General features: G+C 39.7%; 7 protein-coding genes. All 7 read left to right on the top strand.

Annotated elements, in window-relative coordinates; translation table 11 throughout:
- The first annotated feature begins 136 nt into the window (after positions 1–136).
- Genes J8M01_RS03080 through J8M01_RS03050 form a run of 7 tightly spaced genes read left to right on the top strand, consistent with a single transcriptional unit; the run spans position 137 to position 18827 of the window.
- Positions 137–2368, top strand: a complete 2232-nt coding sequence (locus J8M01_RS03080) for a CapA family protein (protein WP_211056965.1) — start codon at positions 137–139, stop codon at positions 2366–2368.
- Between the two features lie 21 nt (positions 2369–2389).
- Entirely contained in the window at positions 2390–4369 is a 1980-nt protein-coding gene (locus tag J8M01_RS03075; protein ID WP_211056964.1) for a hypothetical protein, read from the top strand.
- Positions 4369–7482, top strand: coding sequence for a poly-gamma-glutamate biosynthesis protein PgsC/CapC (locus tag J8M01_RS03070; protein ID WP_211056963.1), 3114 nt, complete (start codon positions 4369–4371; stop codon positions 7480–7482). The genes J8M01_RS03075 and J8M01_RS03070 overlap by 1 nt, the downstream gene beginning before the upstream one ends.
- The gene (locus J8M01_RS03065; protein WP_211056962.1) at positions 7469–9748 is read left to right on the top strand and encodes a hypothetical protein; all 2280 of its coding nucleotides are present in this window, start codon (positions 7469–7471) and stop codon (positions 9746–9748) included. Before J8M01_RS03070 ends, J8M01_RS03065 begins: the two co-directional genes overlap by 14 nt.
- Positions 9735–10496, top strand: coding sequence for a hypothetical protein (locus J8M01_RS03060; protein WP_211056961.1), 762 nt, complete (start codon positions 9735–9737; stop codon positions 10494–10496). Before J8M01_RS03065 ends, J8M01_RS03060 begins: the two co-directional genes overlap by 14 nt.
- Positions 10475–14755, top strand: a complete 4281-nt coding sequence (locus J8M01_RS03055; protein WP_211056960.1) for a hypothetical protein — start codon at positions 10475–10477, stop codon at positions 14753–14755. The genes J8M01_RS03060 and J8M01_RS03055 overlap by 22 nt, the downstream gene beginning before the upstream one ends.
- The gene (locus J8M01_RS03050) at positions 14745–18827 is read left to right on the top strand and encodes a poly-gamma-glutamate synthase PgsB (RefSeq protein ID WP_211056959.1); all 4083 of its coding nucleotides are present in this window, start codon (positions 14745–14747) and stop codon (positions 18825–18827) included. Before J8M01_RS03055 ends, J8M01_RS03050 begins: the two co-directional genes overlap by 11 nt.
- Positions 18828–18857: the final 30 nt, after the last annotated feature.

Genomic DNA, 18857 nt, shown 5'->3' with positions numbered 1-18857 from the left:
ACAGCTATCACCACACAGTCATTCATTTCATCTGAATAAATATTTAAACAGTCTGTTGTTATGACAATAATTAAATTACAATACTAAAGGATGGATTTATGTATTAATAATGTTTTATTTTTAGGTCCGAGGCTATATGCATAGAAAAAAAGTATGGTTTTCAATTAGAGATGTATTAATTGCGCTGTGTACTACACTCTTACTTTTAGGTTGCTCTGTAGAAGATGCTTACGATGCACCAGAAACAGAACAGCAGCAACAAGAACAACAACAACAAAACCAACAAAGTGACAAAACCGCAAATATGTCACTAAAAGTACTTAATCACTCAGGGCAACCTCTTGCTAATGCACTCGTCACTTTTGCAGGTAAGGTGTTAAATACCGACAATGTAGGCCAAGCAGAAGTTACAAATATAAAACTCGGAAACTATACCCTTGTTGTAAATAAACTTGGGTATGCGCCACATATTTCTAATATGCGTTTATTATCAACCACATCAACAACTATTAATTTAATCGCGCAAACATCACAGCAGGCTACACTGTTATTTGGTGGTGATACTATGTTCGGCCGCAGGTTCATGGACCCCAGTTTAGTGACCATGACCAACAATGTGCCTAATGTTGCACAAGCACTCATTCAAAATGAAACTGCTGCAACCAGTGCCACAAACATTACTAAATTTATCAAACCTTTGTTTGCAACTGCAGATTTTAGCTCAATAAACTTAGAATCGCCTGTATTATCAAACCCAAGCAGTGTCCACCCCACCAAAGAGTTTTCGTTTTTCTCTCTCCCTGATACATTAAATAGTTTAAAAGATATAGGCGTTGATTATGTTGCACTGGGTAATAATCATGTGTACGACTATTTAGAACCAGGCCTAATAGATACGTTAAAATACGTGAATGATGCGGGTTTTCTCCATAGTGGTGCGGGCATGAATGCGACTCAAGCTTACCGCCCACTTACAACACGAGTGAATGGCATTAATTTAGGCTTGGTATCTGCGACATCAATTACCGGTAACGCCAATCCTATAAACTATATCGCACAAGAAAATAAGGGAGGGGCAGCCGATTTAACCAACGATTTAGAGTTAAACAATGCACTCACTGATGTCGCATCAAATCATGACTTTGCAATAGTACAAATGCATGGTGGCGATGAGTACTCTTTCTCTCCGACACAGTACATAACTAACCGCTTCGAATTCGCAGCTCGACGCTCTATTGATTTGGCTATTGCACACCACCCTCACGTTGCCCAAGGCTTCGCTGTTTATGACTCGACACCCGCGATTTTAGGTTTAGGCAACTTAATATTCGACCAAAACCGCTTGGAGACTTTGTTAGGTGTGGCTGTATCTGTAACCATTGATAATGCTGCTGAACACAAAATACAGCGCGCTAAAGCATATCCAATTTATATTGAAGACTACCAACCTCGGTTAGTAAATGGCTTTTTGAGTGATTATTTATCACGACGGCTCGCGGAGTTTTCAGACGATAACGTGACTGTTATTCCTAAATCAGGCTATGCCTTAGTCACTTTTCAAGGCCTGAATACTCCACCGATAACTACCACAAAAACAATCACCATATCGGCTGGAACACAAATTGTAGATTTAAGAGCTTTCGCGCCAAGCAATGCATTTTTAGCGCAAATTACTGCTGACAAAAATAACAGTGCTCAATTCACACTCGGCAGAGATTTGATGATATTCGGTGACTTTGAAGACTGGGATAACGATGATGAGTTTGGTGAAGTATCTCGCTGGGAACACAGTGATGAAGATGCAATACCTTGTATAACAGGTGTATATAGACATCGCCAAGGTATGTGCCTTACAAGAACACAATTCGACAATACCCCTTTGCGGTTACCATTTAGACAAACAATTCGCACTATGCCTATCACCCCATCGGAAAGTGTTTCCGATGCATACCACGAATTTACACTTTTTGGCTATGCTAAAGGTGACAATGCAGGCGACTTTAATGCTGAATTAACTGTAACGACAGCTGAAGATGGGTTCGAATTTTCATTCAATAGAGTCCCTCTTATGACTGCATCAAGTTATGATTGGACACCGTTCGTCCATCATTTTGAACTCCCTGATGATAGTCAAGTTATGGGTCCTGAAAATCTGCCAGCTAGAGGTGTTAATTTAGCATTAACGCACGCTCCTCCCACTGACGGTAATGCAACTCTACAATTAGATGAAATTGCGTTGATTTCATGGCAAAGGCCCTTGCAATTTAACGAATCTCAATGGCAAACTAGTAAAATGCATGGCCTTGATTTTCTTAGAGTCAATACTGATGAGGCACTCACATTAACACTTTCTTTTCGCAGTTTTTAGCGGCTCTGCGCAAGGAGTAATATGTCGATAAAGCAGCAGTACTTTATCATTCGGCGCCAAAAAACATTCTGGCTCATGCTAAGCTTGGTGGGGTGCATGCTTGCCTTAGAGTTAAGTGGTACGATCGAGAAAATAAATGCGCCTATATATCACTTACTCAGTGTAGTGCAATCTGAGCAAAATACAGACGTCGTTGTCATTGAAAGTAGCGACCTTCAAAGACAGCATAATGCGTTACTCCACATTATAGATGCTGGGTCGCCAAAAGCTGTCATTGTATTTTCAGACCTTATTTTCAGCACCTCGACCGGACACTCTAGTACGGTACTATATCCTCATGCACAGACTAATCAATGCTTATCGCCCATTGAAAGTTGGGCTGGTTACACGATCATTTTTAAAAATTTACCAACTGAACCATGTGATAACATTTGGCACCTCATTTTCCCTAAAAAACAATTACCCGATACCGCACTGATTAATTTTTCATTACAACCACACGCCCTCCCAAAATTCGATAGCAATCGTGTATTATCTGGCGATATTTTAGAATCTCAATTAAACAATAAAATAATCGTATTAACACAACGAACTCACGGTTATGGAATGAGATTAAAAGCACCAAAGATCGACTCATTTCATGATGCCGCCTATTTATATGCCTACATTGCACACAATATCGATACAAATAGTTTAGTGGCTACATTTGATGGTTGGCCGTCGTTAACTGTGCAAGTCATTATTGTTTTAATATTAATGGTGCTTTATCAAAAATTTAGTATCAATATAAACCTGATAATTGCTTTTGGTCTTTGCCTATTCTGGTTTATAAGTGCGTATTTTATACTCATTTATTGGCATACTTTAATTCCCGCGGGACAACTCACTACCTATACTGTTTTAACATTGGTGTGGATGTTCTTTGCTAAGAAATGGGTAGAAGAAGACGACTTACAACGCATTATTAACAATATCCAGCAACGTATGTTAGGACGCTACCTGCCTAAATCTTTTGTTGAACAAAGCAATCCTTGGGATGCAATTATTGAACTCGTTAAGCAACAACTCGACTTAGATAGAAGCATATTTCTTGCTCGCCAAGAAGGAGATCATCGACTTTACGAAATTCGTGCCGTTAACTGCCAGCTCTCAAATATCCATGAAATGCGGCGAGACTATGAACGTCCCCCCTATTCTGACGCCATTAAGCAGTTTGGTGCGGTAAGCATTACGCGGCCATTTTTTGATAATATCACCGACGATGAAACACAATATATTGTCTCTCTCATGTACGCGGGGGATATCAGAGGGTTTTGGGCGATGACTGTTCGCACCGATGAACACTTTAATGAAGCGGCTTTTTTAAAAAATGTAAACCGCTTTGCTAACCAAATAGGTGAGTTATTATTTCACTATCGTATTTTTAGCGCCCAAGACAGTGCTAATAATAGTGTGATCACGCGGGCATTAACATTAAATTTAGAAAAACCTCTGAGCCAAAAAATAAAGCTCTCAATCAATGAAATGGAACAGAAACTATCCACACTTGAACACGTTTTTAATCAAGTCGGTTCTGCGACCGTTTTATTTAATTTATTTGGACAAGTTATCCAAACCAACCAAGCATTAGAAACCCTCGCTCGACAGCAGAGTTTATCAATTTTTGACATGACAGCTTTAGATTTACTCGCTAAGGTGGGCCAGCTCGAACATGATGTAGCTAAGGGGAAGTTACGTTATTTAACACTTCATAGGGGTGAGTTGTACCAGCCAGTGACTTTCGATGATCAAGTTTACATTCTTTCTGTGCGTACCATTGGGGCTTCTGAGGTGAAAAATAGCGCGGGTGACCCATTTGAGGTAGGTGGGATCTTGTTCGAATTTATAAATATTTCAGATCTCGTCGCACATCTAGATGACCCCAGCTTGTTATTATCACAATTATCCACTTTGACCCAACAGCAAGAAATTCAAAAGCAGTCTGAGTGGATATCTGATTAATGGACTGGTTATTAAATATATTCCCGAATGGGGGAGGCCTGGGTCAATCTGTTATTACAACAGTTTGGGTAGGTATTGGGGTTGTTTGCTTTCTCAATTTACGCTTTGGATTCCCCTTAACGGGACTCGTTGTCCCGGGGTATTTAGTTCCACTCTTTATTGTAAGCCCTACCTCTGCCACTGTTATTTTAATTGAGGCGGTGATTGTTTACATTGTGATGAAATTATCAGCCAAAACTATGATGGAACGATTTGGGTTTGCTGAAATGTTTGGCAGAGATAGGTTCTTCGCCATAATTTTGATCAGCATTTTGGTAAGGGTCACCATGGACACCTTATTCTGGCCCACTATCGCGTCGCTGTTCTCTTTATGGGACATTACCTTTGATTATGCTGCCCAATTATATAGCTTAGGGCTCGTTATTATTGCTCTTACCGCGAATGTCATGTGGAATGGAGGGTTCAGATACGGTGCAAAAGTGACGCTAATCCAGCTGTTACTCACCTATGTCATTGTCCGTTTTATCTTAATGCCTTACAGCAACTTTAGTATTGCTAATCTTGCTATTATGTATGAAGCCGTTGCAGCATCCATTATAGCAGCGCCGAAAGCGTACATTATCTTGGTCATCACCGCGTTTATCGCATCTCGTGCAAATATTAAATACGGCTGGGAGTTTAATGGCATCATGCTCCCTGCATTGCTCGCTTTACAATTAATGCAGCCGAGTAAATTACTCACATCATTTGCAGAAACCGCTGTAATTCTTATTATTGGCAGTGGGCTATTGCACTTTACTAGACTACGTCATGCTAATTTCGAAGGCGCTCGACTCCTACTATTTTTCTTTAATATTGGTTTTGTGTATAAGCTCTTGTTAAATTACGTCGTTGTTCAATATTATCCAAGTTTAAAAGTCACCGACACTTTTGCATTCGGTTATATGCTCTCAACTTTACTCGCATTAAAAATTTATCAAAAAAGTGCGCTCGGACTGGTGATCAGGGCCACATTTCAAACCTCTGTTGTTGGCGGCTTTATCGCCATCGCGATTGGCTTTGTGATCATGTTTGTACCATCCATATTTGGCTCGGCACATATAAAAGAGCTTCAGACACATCAAGCCGTGAGTGGCCTGACTCATATGATCAGTGAATACAAAAGCTATTTATATACGGATAAAAAAAACCAAATTGAGATTAGCCAATATCAACAGGGGCAACAATTACAACAATTTCAGTCCGCTGTTAGGTTGTTAAACCGAGACAGGCAAAATACGCAACTCTTTGATGAAGCCCGTGCTATGTTAATGAAACTAGATTTTTTGCTACGCCAAGACGAACACTATATTTATATTCAAGATGCAAGAAAGCTTTCTCTGCGTGGTTTATTTATATTAACGAAACAACCAACTTCTGAACTACTGGTCACAGTACCACATCCCTCATCTGAGCGCTTAGCAAGTGATGCCGCAGGGTTATTATTATCACATTTAAATAGCGGCGCTTTGCTCTTTGGCACGCAACTAACACAATCTTTGAGTGCCAGTTCATCTAGCCAACAAAGTAAGTACTACCTTGCGTTCATTAATGCACTGTCAGCTGAACAAATCCTACAAGTACGAGAAATAAATACGCGTAGCCAAAGTCTCTTAAACAACAGTCCATTTATACATCAGTGTCAACTGTGGGCTTATAATCAACTACCGAATGCAATTAGCCAAAAAGAATTAAGAGAACTGCTTAATTGCAAAAATAGTTCGTTTGGTTTAGCAAGCTCATTTAGCCTACCTGGGGGAGAGTTTTCAGGTCAGTTTTTAGAAACCTTTTTAGACACCGCAAATTATACCTCCTTGATGTCAAAAGTGGCACTCGCCGACGGCCAAATTAATCAAGCTCCAATCACATATTTGACTGATTCAGTAGAAAATGCAATTGAACATTACATCCCACATATTAGTGCAAAAGGCAGTGAGCACTTTGCATTATTGTCAGATAATGAAGCGGCACTATGGGAGTTTGAGATACTCCGTCCCCTGTACATTTTAGTAGATGGTTTAAATAATCAAACGATTAATGCCAATATCCAAAACAGGCTCAATCAAATTAACAATATCGCACAAATGGTGGGTTACGAACTAACACTCATGATGTCAGAGCAAGGCCGTTACATCATGATAGCCCCCATTCCTGAACAGCAGTTTTATGAAAAGGGTCAAGGTATTTTCTTTATTAACCTAAACCCAGCAAAATCACTCAATATTCAAGTGCCGAGGCCTTTATTCGAAAGTAATACTTTAAAATTTTCAGCACAATTATTTACACACATTCAAGGTAAAGTGCTGTCTATCGCAGGTGCGCACCCGTACGCAAGCCCTTTTTCTAATGTAATGACCCCTGCAAATGTGAAGTCACTTTTTAACATAGTACATCAAAGTGTCTTGCGTCATGATCACGATAAAAATATCATGAACTTGCAAATTCGCAGTCATAGTGCACCGTCACATATAAGACCCAGTGCAATTGCATTTCAATTTACGCATCCGCACACATTCCAAAGCACGGTATTAAGGGATTTACGGTTAGCGTTAACAAAACTAGGTGTTGAGCATCAAATAGTACAAGGTCAAACTGCAACAAGGGGCTTAGAGCTCGGCACATCACCACAAACTGGTTATCAGTTATTTGCCCCAAATAGTGAACTCGCTACATTATGGTTAGCCTCCGATTTTAAAAAACACTTTTCTATATCTGAACAAGCACTGTTGCAACGATTATTGGCAATTTCAGATGTCGCATACTTACCCAGTTTAATGCTATCGACGCTCGCACCAAATGATTGGGCTAGTGTAGATAAAGCCAGTATTGAAAAGCTGCGCCACATCACTGATGAATATGCAATATCTCAACACTTACCTTTACTCACTGACTATTGCAAAGCCGGAAAACGTTGTACTTTACAAGCTGTCAAACTTGATCCGGAATATGAGCTCGCATTGGCCATTAAAAACGGGAGTACCTTGATTGCCCTATACTTACCAACCCGAAACAAGCTAATAGACCGCCATGTATATGAAGCCGCGATAAGAAGGGGCCAGCATGTATTATATTAAGTGGCTGTTGAAAATAACATTTTGGTTAGTATTGCTTATTATTGTTTTCTGGTTTGGGGTACGCTTTTACTTTTGGCTACAATCAGCAGAGCCTATGGCGCAACGTTCAGATAAAGAAACTCGGTCGAATGTACATTGGCTACATTCAGATAAAGCCCTTGTTTATAACTTCTCTCCATCGAGAACATATAACTTGCGAATTCTATCGAATGCAATTTTTGCTCAACAGGTCGAGTTTGATAAGCCTATTAATTATGCCATAGAATACACATTACTTGACCAAGACAATAACCAGCTGATGCAAAAAGTGTATCATCACGCTTCGAAGTTGGCTCTGGACGCCGACCAACAACAAGTTAAACAAATTATTGAGAATAAAGCAGCATTATCAGTGTCTTCTGGACAATCTTTTTATATAAATAGTGAGCAGCTCACCAATGCAAGTCGGATTGCATTGCGGGTAATACCTGAAGATTCTAGCCTCAAAGGCGTGGTCGTTCGCATACATGCAAAAACACCAACAGATACAGATGACATAAATAGCGCTTGGTTAAAGCTCCCGGTAGAATGGCGCGAACGTACAATTGCTTACCACACCATTGGCGCCAATGCGATTACCACTCGAGAAATTCATAATGCAGTGACATTTGATTGGCTAAAGCTTGCGCCACAAGGTGTACCTGATATTGATTTCAAAGCCGATACTTTATATGAAACTCTCCCTTATCATGTTTTGACATATGATTTTGGTGCGCAACAATTGGATCTTGACGGTTTCTATACCGATCAAGACTTATCGGCTTCATTTCGAGTTTATGAAGGGGGCGATATTACTGCAAATATCAAGGGAAACATCGCAGATATCAACATAACCTGGTACGACCTTAAACAACGAGAAAAGCCTAAAAAATTAACACTGGAAAAATTAGAAAGCCCTAATACCTATCAATTACTTAATACTCAACCAGGTCTTATCGTCATTCAGTCCAAAACAATGGCACAATCTAGTTGGTTTTTAGCTGATACAACCCCGATCTCACCATTGCACAGTTATTATTACGGTATTGATGAGAGTTTATCTGCCAACTATCGAGTCGCGCCAAATAGTGATATAAATTTTCAATTTAGAGGTGCACAAGGCGCTCTCATATCTGTTTCCTTATTTAACACTCAGAAACAACTTATCGAAACTCATCAAGTCAAATTGCAAGGACAGCAAGCACTGTTTGACCGCATCATCACTCCCGACACACTCAGAAGCGTAACCACAGATTCAGAAAGGTTTTACCTGCGCCTTCCAAGCAATGCTGCGTTTTTATCGATAAGTAGTAAAGAAACAATTAGTGCAAAAATGCAAGCGAGACAAGCTCACTTTCATTACCAAACGGTATTATGCGAAGCTCTATGCCAAGTCGATTTACCTGAATTTACAGAAATAGATGCGTGGTTTTCTCAACAAGCGCAGAATGACTTTACCTTTACTGAACAACAAAAGATGTTGAATGTTAGACTCTTTGAGCCTCCCCCTGAAATTGAGGTTAAGCAAACCTTTCATTATGGTCGAAATCTAATCGATATCTTACCTCGCTCAAATACAGCGTTAATTAAAACCGAACCAAAGTACTTCGATCCTATTGATCCCCCTAAAGACTTTAATTTTAGGCCACTAAAAAACCTGTCAGAAATTACAGTGCCTAACGACCCGATATTACTCGCTAAATCACGTGTCGTAGAGTTATCATCAAGTGCCCCGTTTTATACTGAATATGCACTAAATGACTTACCTGATGATGCCCCTCTAAGGATACAATCGAAGCGTTCACACTTTTATACCAATCTAGGTTCTAATCGGAGCTGGGCAAAACAGCGCTTATTTAAATTAAAAGCAGGTCAATCACTTGAGTTAAGCTTTGATAAAAGACCTGATTCGATTGTAATCAAACTCTATTCAGATAATGAGCAAGACACACCTTTATCCGTTGATACCCATTTACATGGGCATTTTTCTAAAAAGCTCACCGACGAGTACACAATTTCGAAAAAACGTTATGCCCTCGTCAAGGCGAATGAGAATAAAGCATTTTTACTTCACCCTGCTCAAACATCACTTTTCAGCTATCCTTCAATAACAATACCGATTAATAACGATATAGAATTATTAAAGAAATTTACGATAAAGGCCGATCAAGATGTTTGGGTTAGTGTACTAGAAGAAACATCAGAACAACAAAAACAAGCAAAATGGTGGTTATATGAAGTCAATTAGCAAATTGACGCTCTATCTAATCTGCATAATATTTTCGCAGTGTGCGTTGAGTAATTACTCTCAACCATTATACAACGATATGGTTGTATGGTTTAAAGTTCCTACGGCCATTGCACCATGGCAATTTCAACAAGTTGAATCGCAATCTGCATTACTGGCTACATCCACGAAAGAGGGCGGTGGACACGTTTATTTTAACCCGATTAATCAACGCTGTGTCGTGTCTGTTCCGCATCAATTTTATGATACGGGCACGCTGATGATCGGTAAACATATCTACACTCACCTTTGTCAGGTTATGCTAAGTAATTCTCATCAACGCTACGTCGACAGTCCCGATAAATATCCAATGGATTTTTCAAAACGGCCATACAATATTCATAATGCGGCATTAGTTGCATATCAAACTCACAACCCCAGCGCACGTATCTTCCAAATTCATGGTTTTAGTAACAAAAAAAGGCGTTCAAAAATAGCAAAACATGCAGATATCATTGTGAGCCAAGGAAAAACGTCCGACTTGACTGGTCAACAACTCACTACTTGCTTCACAAGCATTGGGTTTATCGCGTATTTATACGGAACGTCTGTTAAAGAGTTAGGCGGTACAAAAAATATAGTACATAAACTCGGGTTAAAACCTCGTTCATTCATGCATATTGAATTAAGCAAAGTCACACGCGTACGTTTACGCCAAGATCAACCTCTATTAAGAAAGTTTACCTCATGTTTAAGCCGTACTCTTTAAGCTTCCTTATTTTCCTTTGGGTTTTTCCAGCATATGCAGCACAGACACCGCTGTATAATGCGCCTTTTTGGCTAGACGAAAATAAACCAAACTCTTTAACTATGCCAACTCAATATTTACGACTTGCAGAAAACTATAGCCAAACTGTATTTGTACCTGAGGGTAATTGGCTAGAAGTACCAGCTCAATTATTAAATGCTATAGACCTTTGGCAAGGGTCTAGCGTATTAGCAATGCGTAAAATCAACGCCTCTTCGCTGACTTGTCACAACGAGCGCTGTCAGCTACCGGCAATGCAGAGCAATCAATTTATCAAATTTACCAACACCTCCACTCAAAGTCAGCGCTATGAGATATGGTTAGGGCAATATCATCATCATCGCTCTCCATTTCGTCGCAGTCTGAAATTACCTCTGAAAACCACGCGGCTCAAGCTTGCTCAAGATCATGAAACTTACTACAACTTGGAGGATAAAGAACAAATAACTACCTACTTTGCGCATGCAAAAAAGCTCAAGGTGACGGTGAGGAAAACCCTTCATAACCTAGATAAAAGAGGCACCATCAGTCTTTATGTCAATCAACAACCGGTGAGCATACTCAATATAGGTAATTCACAGGCCAGTGAATATATTCAACAAAAAGTGAGTACAGCGAATACAGACTATATCGCACTCCCCAAAGACAGCTATTTAACAATCAAAAGCCATGGGCCTGCCCTTATTAAGCTGGAGCAAATGCAGCGAGGGATCCGTGATTCAAACGCAGCACAACAATACCAAGAAGCGAATTTTAATCCTTACTGGGTAAACAATCTAAATACAACACTGTCTCATATTTATCTTGATGAACGATTTGATGACTTTATGCATTTCAACTTTGCAAAAGCCAATCCTATTGAAAAAAGGCGCTATCAAGATTTAATGAAAACGATAAGCACTCAACGCTTTGTTTTCCCTACACCAAACAATGACCCTGGTTACTCTGAAACACAAGAAATATCTATAGTTCAAGGTCAACGTAAAGTCCTAAACCACCTTTATACAAGTTCACTTACTCGTGATGCCCTAGTACATCGCTTAAAAGGTAAACTCGCTTTTGATTGGTCACACCTCAGTCGTGTGCGCAGCTACATTACCCTATTCGTTCGTACGCCTATCGATACGACCTTAAACATGAAAGCTCCACACAAAAATTTTACCATCGCATTAAAAGCCAGCCAGCACTTTATTAAGCTTACAGTACCGCTGCCCCAAGATGTAGGCACTGTCGAATTTAGCACTCAGCATCAAAATAGCATTGAATTAGCACTGCAAGTTGATGACTTACTAACCTTGCCGAATAACGAACTGTTATATGTCCAAAAAGGCAAATTAAAAGACAAACTTCCAGCGCTTAATACGCATATAAATACTCAGATTCAACGCACCGCAGACGCTTACATAAACGGACTCACCCCTTATACAAATCACAGTCAAGAAACAGTCTCAAACCCCGATCCGCAATTAAGTATCGTACACTCACACCAGCTATTAGGTAATGCCCTACAACTATTAAAAAGCAACCCCTTAGAAGCATTACCAATTTTAAAACACTTAGTTACAAATCCACATTTTGAAGTGAAAAAAAATGCATGGCAGCTCAGAATAAAGGCGCTTGAGAGCTTAAACCAACAACGCTTGGCACAAAGTTATTTAGAAGGCTTATTACTGTCATCAGATCAAAAACTAAAACTTTTTGCCGCGGCACAACTGATTGAAATATATAAGAGGAACAAAAATAGTTTTCAGCTTCAAGGGCTATGTGCCGTATTTTATACGGCGTTAGAAATATGTCCTCCGATCGCTGAGCAGCTGCTTTTATCGCAACAAAAGTACTTAGACGCACTTTGGTTAGTACATGACAAACAAGATATTCTTCATCTGAATCCCTTACCGCTACAAGTCAGTAATTATCGCAGCGTGTCGAAAGCGCACTTACAAGAGCCCCCATATTATCAAATTTCGCATTATGGCAGCAGCACAATATTCGGTGAAACCAGCCATTATAGCGCCTTTAATATTTCCAAAGGTAAAGGGCTAACCTTAACCGCAAAAAGAGATTTAACATTACAACTGCGCGCGCGAGCGCCTTGGCAAGAATCGCATTCAAACGGCACACAGTGGCTACATCTTGATTTACAAAAAACACAGTCGATTGTCCCCATATTTTCAGATATTGCCTCAACGGCCCAAATTCCGGCATTGAACACAAGGTTATCTATTGCCAGTGAGAGTATTGTCACTTTGCAAGCAGGTGAGCAGTTGTATATTCATAGTGATATGCCGACTTCTGTGAGCATCAATACACTCCACCCGCAAAGTTTGGGGACTTTACCTCCTAAAACTGCCAATGTGCCCTTTTTGTTTTCTCGTCCATTTGATGACTTAATTAATGACCCAAGCCTTTCGTTGCAAACTCTCTTAACGAATGCTCTGTGGCGGCTTGAATCTCAATCACTCCTTGAACATGAGTTTATTTTGTTGTTTACTCGGTTAGCAATTGAAACCTTACCAACAGAGCTTGCCACCCTAATGAGCCGCGTGAAACATTTTGGGCATTGGCAAACGAGTAAACATTATAGCAATTATGCGGGAACCCAATTAATTGATACAGATGCTATTTTAAAACGAAGCTTGGCTGAGCAAGTAAATCGTCATTCTAGTAAAAACATTCAACTGGATGGCGTATTGCTTCGTCCTCATCACACTTTATATCTAGATATGAGCGAACTACAAACGCTCCCCATCAAACTAAAATTTACATTTGCTCCAACAGAGCTGTTACCCAATCAATATGCCAACATATTGATTGAAACGGGTGATAATCATGTTCTATGGCCCGTAACACCAAACAGTCCAGTAGAGTATGCTTTAAACAACACCGAGCATTCAGACAGTCAAGTCATGCTCAACTGGGTAAACCCTTATGTATCACAACTACTCAATGTCAGTGTGTTAGTCTTTAGAGAGGGGTATTGGCAGGACGTAGATTTAGACACCAAACAACTGTTTTACTATGCGACACAAAAGCAGCCCACAACGCTGAAATTAAATAGAGATCAACTCTTAAAAATAGAAACAATTAACGCGATGCAACGCACTGAAAAAGTAGTTTTTCACCCTGCTGGAACATTAACGTTACCCAGTACCCATGCCCAACTCGCTCGTGTATTTACATGGCAGCTAAAGCCCAATAAACATACACTAGTCGTTTCCCCTCCGGCCACACCATTAGCCATTGTACAGCCAAAATTGATACAACAGCCAACGGCCAACGAATTTATTAATAATACGCTTAAAATGGATGGTAATTTAACGCATGTGGAAGGATTTATGCGTTATAGTCGCTCAGGTATATTTGAAACAAACGAGCCCCTACCTGCCAATCATAATTTAGATTTTGGTATTAGGTTACGCAATAATAATAAGCAGCATTGGTATAGGTTAGAAATTGCTTATTCACTCAGTAATCATAATTATGATACCTATGTAATGAACGCGGTCCATAATTGGCAAGATGATAATAGTCACTGGTTTAGCGAAACTGCTCTATTTAACCGTTGGCAAGACAGTAGTGATATCACCCAGAGTCAGTATGCTGGACTCGCACGTTTTAGAGTTGGTGAAAGTTGGCGAAACGATAAAAGTGATAGGCATCAATGGTGGTGGCAGCCCTTTTACTATTACACCAGTGTAGACACACAAACTTATTTAGATGACTTAAAAATTAACCCTAGTATTTTCGGGTTTTATAGACAGGATCATATGAACGGCTGGCAAGCCGAATATGAATATCGATATCAACCTTGGGTAGACAACCAACTCAGCTTTAGAATGGGCGGTATCTCGAACCAGAATTGGCACTCTTTTGATAATGTCTACTTTAGCGCCACCACACAACAATATTATCAAGGCCAGATCTTTGCTGCACAACTGCAAAGCATTTATAAATTTGCAGATGAAAATAGGCCCAACGATACATGGCAATATTTAACGCAATTAAGCTGGCAAACATTGTATGATTTTAGCAACAATACCGCTGGTTGGGTAAAACTCAGCTGGACACAAGATTGGTTTAATAATGAACATGCTATTGGATTTGAAGTTAATTTAGGCAACTTACAAAATACCGGCTTTACCCCTTTTGCGCACGATGAAATTTTATTTCAATCACTCCAGCTCTCTCATTTTGCTGAACAAGATATTTATGGCCACTGATAAAATACAACAACACTTAGAAAACTTACTTTTTGCCGATACAGAGAAGTTCTGGCTTAATTTATATCACCATAAATATCAAACTTTGGTTAATGAACTTGCAAACTGGGAGTTAATCAAACACAAGCCTGAGGCTGAACAACAAATCGACTGGCTACAATTGCAAACAATTGCATTTTTACGCCACAAAATAGAACAATTACATGTTAATTTACAAGGGCTTGAAGCTGGTTATAAAAACTTTATTGAAAGGTTTGCAAAAGCCGATTTTGATGCTGAAAAAGAGCTACATATTTTAAATTATGCAGAAGAACTGGGCGCCAGTTCAGAGCAATTAAAAGCCGACAAAGCCGCTTTTTCACGTTGGTTTGACGAAGGAGCCGTTATTGGTCGCTATCAAAGTCAAGTAGCTGACATTGAACAAAGCCTTAAATTTCTGATCTCAAAATTAGGTGCTATAACCAAACGGTACTTAAGAAATAATGAAGCATTACTAACGGACACTTGGGCAAAACTAGATTTACAACCCTTTTTCTTGAGGCTGTTAGAAGCAAGCCCTAACGCACATGTTCGTCATGGCATGATCCGGGCTTTAGTTAATCAAGTTGCGCTAATTCATGAGTGCAATGCTGACCCTGCTCTTGACTCAGAGTTAACCTCTAAACTCATTGAGCAGCTAGAAAATCAAGATACACCTTATCTTGCTGTCATAGATATCCTTGAAATACTCATTCACCAACGACCCACCTTTATTCGCAGCCATATGTGGGCGTTGTTAGACGAATCCGTCAATAGCTATCCCCATAAACCGAAAAACAATGATCAACTGTTTATATTAAGTGCAATTCCAAAGATATTATGTCGGCAAAGCACCCTCAGTACTCAAGATGAACGCTTAATTGAACAGTGTAGTCATCACCCTTATCCGAGGGTCCGTCAATCACTCATTGAACAAATTGCTAACTTCTCTGACTCATTGGCTAAAGCAATATTACAAAGCCGTTTTATAGAAGAAAATTGTGACGCTGTTCGATTTACGATTATTAAACAGCTATCTGCGACCCGCTTTTGTGATGCCGCATTATCTTATGAAATTTGGAAAAAAGTGATTGATGGCCAAGAAAGTGTGGCCATCAAGCGCATTACGTTAGAGCAAAGTGCGCGTATTATGCTTAATATGCAATTAGATAGTGATAAACCTGATACTGTATTTATTCAATTTATTGAGCAGCTAAATAACGCTTTAATAACGACTCAAGATATTGCTATAAAACGGTGTATCTCACGTACTAGAGAGCAACTAGCTAGCTTTTACCAACAATCGTTAGTCGCAAATATAGATGCACAAATAACCTCAGTTCACACTATAAAGTTATCGGCAGATACTGAGCATCAAGCGCTAGGCAGAGCGCTCAGCTTTAGAGCACAACAGCAACATGGGTTTAATGGTAAGCAACATAAGGGAGCCTGGTCCATTCAAGTAGGTTATAAAATGGGTCGCAGGTTATGGCGCATTTGGCACGAATTTTTTCACCCAAGTACAGATAAACGACAAAGCTTTAGCCATGTATTAGCCAAAAAGCCCAATGCTCAACTTCATGTCCCTAGCTGCACCGTCGCAGAAATAAGTGAAACCAACGTCCCTGGAGAACCGCTATATCATTTATCCGAATTAAGTACTCGTCCACATCTGCCTTTGCTTGATTACCTACTTTCAATTTTAAGCCAAGATAACCTGCCAAGCCCAGTGAAAAGCTATACACCAGATGGATTTCTAGAGATCACAAAACCCACAACATTGTGGAAAAGAACTGCTGCTTATTGGCGTATATCAATTAACTTCAAAGCGTTAGACAAGCTTAGAAAAGGCAATGAACTAGAGCAGCGTCGTTTTTTAGAACAATTAAACTCTATGGGATTTATCTTACAATTTAAGCCTTATGGGGCACTTGAAAATGCCACTTTCCCAGTAGAGCCTAGCATTAAAAAGTTATTCGAAAGACTCTCTGTGTCTGCGCCAATACTTAATATTTGGCTCAGTTTTAAAGAGTACCTGTATTCAATTTATCAAAATACCCTGCCTCAATTGGTTTTTTTTGTTGTTGGCTTTATGGGATATTTTTGGAGTCGCCACATTTATGTTAGCCGAAAAATCATGCATAACCGTAAACATATTCCAGTCAGTATTGGCGGCTGGGGCACTCGGGGGAAATCGGGAACTGAGCGGCTTAAAGCGGCTCTGTTCAGCGCTCTAGCACTGCGAGTGATCACCAAAACCACGGGCTGTGAAGCGATGATGATTTATTCCAAAAGCTCTGGCGAACAATGTGAAATACCACTATTTAGACCATTCGATAAAGCCAGTATTTGGGAACAAAGTGATGTGCTTTCGTTTGCCAAATCAGTCAACGCCGATGTCTTTCTATGGGAATGTATGGGATTAACACCACGATACGTAAAAATATTGCGCCGATGGATGCAAGACAACTTCGCCACAATCACCAATGCTTACCCAGACCATGAAGATATACTAGGCCCGACTGGTATAGATGTTGCGCGAGAAATGTCTGCTTTTATTGGCAAAAATACGCAAGTATTTACATCAGAACAAACCATGATGCCGATCCTCAATGAAGCCGCTACCATAAATAACACAACCTTAATTCAGGTTCATTGGGGAGATGGATTTCAAATTACACCTGATATACGTGCTCTCTACCCATATGATGAGCATCCAGACAACATCGCGTTAGTTGCGAAGATGGCACAATATATTGGCATTGAAAAAGACTTTGTATTTAAGGAAACTGCTGAGCGTATAGTGCCTGACATTGGCGTATTACAACACTTTGAAGCCGCTCCGATTGGTAAAATAAAGCAGTCATTTGTTAACAGCATGTCAGCAAATGAGCGTTTAGCTACATTGGAAAACTGGCGCAGGTTAGGTCTTTTTGATATGGGGGACTTGCCTCATATACAAACTATCGCACTGATCAATAATCGCAATGATAGAGTTGCGCGCTCAAAAGTGTTCGCGCAAATTGTGATTGAAGATTTAAGCTATGATTTTGTCGTCGTGGTTGGCAGCAACGTTGATGGTTTCTATTCATATTTAGAGCAGGCATTGCACACACGGATTGCACGAATTATTAGCAATCAAGATTTTGACGATCTTAAACGCTTAATAAATCAATTTAAAATACCATTCCACACCGCTGAATGGTTAGAACGAGCTAATGTTTCTCTTGTAGACAATCCCTTAAGCCTCGATGATATCAATGAGGTTAACACCTTAAACATCGCCTTAAGTAAACGTCTCGATAGTAATGACAAACAAGCTGAGCTGCTCACAACAAGTTTTACGCAGTTTACTCAAATACAGTTAATTTTGGATACAATCAAAGGATCACACTCGCTCAGCACCTTAATGCTAAAACCTTTAGTTGAGATATTTACGGAACGCTGTCTGTTAATTGATGATGCACAAGTTACACCTGATGCTCTAACAACCACAATCAGTCACCTCGCATGCGATCATCAGCACCAACTGATTGTTGGCATGCAAAATATTAAAGGTGCTGGCTTAAATTATGTTTACACATGGCAAAAGTATCAAAAGACGTATCAAGTGTGCCAAAAACTGTTAAACGAGCAAGTAAGCCAAGCTGAGTTTCGCTCACTCCTCACACAATTTGCACAACAAGACAGGTTCAGTATTTTAGAAACTGATTATTTAGATAACGCTTTAGTGAATGTAGCAGCACTTGCCCATGCACAAAATGAGTTTAGCCAAGCAGAAATTACACATATAAAAGACAGACTCACTAAATCACGTAAATTGATAACTGCCAATCGTTCAACTAGGGAACGCTCCAAATTAACGATGTTTCTACTGCAAGTTATCGAGTCATTTTTAGACGCTGGCGCTGCTGTGAAACGAAAAAAAACCGCACAACAAGTCTATATTGATATTGCTGAACAACGGATAACAATGGAAAAGGCCATTACAGTTTTAGCACAACTAAACCGTAGTCAAAAACCTGGGTGGTTATCATTGCCAAAAGAAAAGTAATCCAAAAGGATTATAAATACTTTATTCTTA

The organism is Pseudoalteromonas sp. MMG005 (assembly GCF_018101015.1).
In the GTDB taxonomy this organism is placed as follows: domain Bacteria; phylum Pseudomonadota; class Gammaproteobacteria; order Enterobacterales; family Alteromonadaceae; genus Pseudoalteromonas; species Pseudoalteromonas aurantia.
This window is presented reverse-complemented; position numbering and strand designations above follow the sequence as displayed.